Annotated in this window: 2 protein-coding genes; one reads left to right on the forward strand and one right to left on the reverse strand. The window is 31.5% G+C overall.

Translation table 11 applies throughout. The annotated features are described in order from the left end of the window. A partial coding sequence (locus V7183_RS25640) for an oxidoreductase (RefSeq protein WP_335361298.1) occupies window positions 1-644 on the reverse strand: 644 nt, incomplete at its 3' end. Window positions 645-821: 177 nt separating this feature from the next. Here V7183_RS25640 and V7183_RS25645 point away from each other — a divergent pair. Next, on the forward strand, window positions 822-1,162 hold a 341-nt coding region (locus V7183_RS25645; RefSeq protein ID WP_335361299.1), incomplete at its 3' end, for a MerR family transcriptional regulator.

Genomic DNA, 1,162 nt, shown 5'->3' on the forward strand with positions numbered 1-1,162 from the left:
ATTTTATTCATATACTCTTTATAGGGAGAGGTAGCTTCTGAATAATTTTCTGCAAGCTCTTTTCCGACTTCCCAAATATTTGTATTATAAGAACCTGGTTCGATTAACGAAACGTCGATTCCAAATGGCTTTACTTCTAGACGAAGGGATTCGCTCCAACCTTCTAATGCATATTTTGAAGAAACATAAGGGGATAAACCTGGAAATCCAACTTGTCCACTAATACTACTTACATTAATGATTTTTCCACTTTTTCGTTTTCGCATATAAGGCAAGATAGTTTGAGTTATCGATATAGCTCCAAATACATTCGTTTCAAATTGTTTGCGGTATTCTTCTATTGGAATTTCCTCTATAAATCCACCACTTGCAAATCCAGCGTTATTGATGAGAAGGTCAATTCGGTTTAATTCTTTCAAAAATAACTGGAATGCATGTATAGATTCCGGATCCGTTACATCTAGCTGATGAATTTTAATATTTTGTTGTAAGTGTAATCCAGCGACTTGAGACAATAATTCGGCTTGTTTATCGAGATTCCGCATTGTAGCGATGACTAAATAATCTTTTTTGGCAAGTTCAAGGGTAGTTAGAAGTCCGAATCCACTGGATGCACCTGTAATAATCGCGATTTTTTTATTCATTTTCCGCTCACTTTCTTTTTTCTTACATCATAACGATTTCCACTTAGAAAATCTATTATTCTCGTAAATCAGAGATGTTGTTTATTTACATATATTTGTGTAAACAGAAAAAGGATTTTTTATTTTGACATTAGGTTAACCCTATAGTTTATATTTGGAATAGAAAAGGGGGATAGCATGAAAGGAACAATTACAATAAATCAATTGGCTAGAATTTTTGACATTAGTCATCATCAAATAAGATATTACGAAGAAAAAGGGCTATTGTTTCCGTCCTATGTTGATAAAAATAAGTACAGAAAATATGCTCTTAAAGAAATTTATCAACTTGCCCAAATACTAATGTTACGAAATTTAAATCTTTCAGTAGCTCAAATTAAGGATATATTTACAACTTACCAAAAAAGTGAATACCTGAATCTATTAAAGGGAAAATCGAATGAAATTATTGATGAAATCAAAAGGTTAACTGAAATTCAAAAATCTATAGAATACCATATGTATAACTTGACAAAAGA

Origin of the sequence: Bacillus sp. JJ1127, assembly GCF_036965845.1 — a bacterium.
Classification (GTDB): domain Bacteria; phylum Bacillota; class Bacilli; order Bacillales; family Bacillaceae_G; genus Bacillus_A.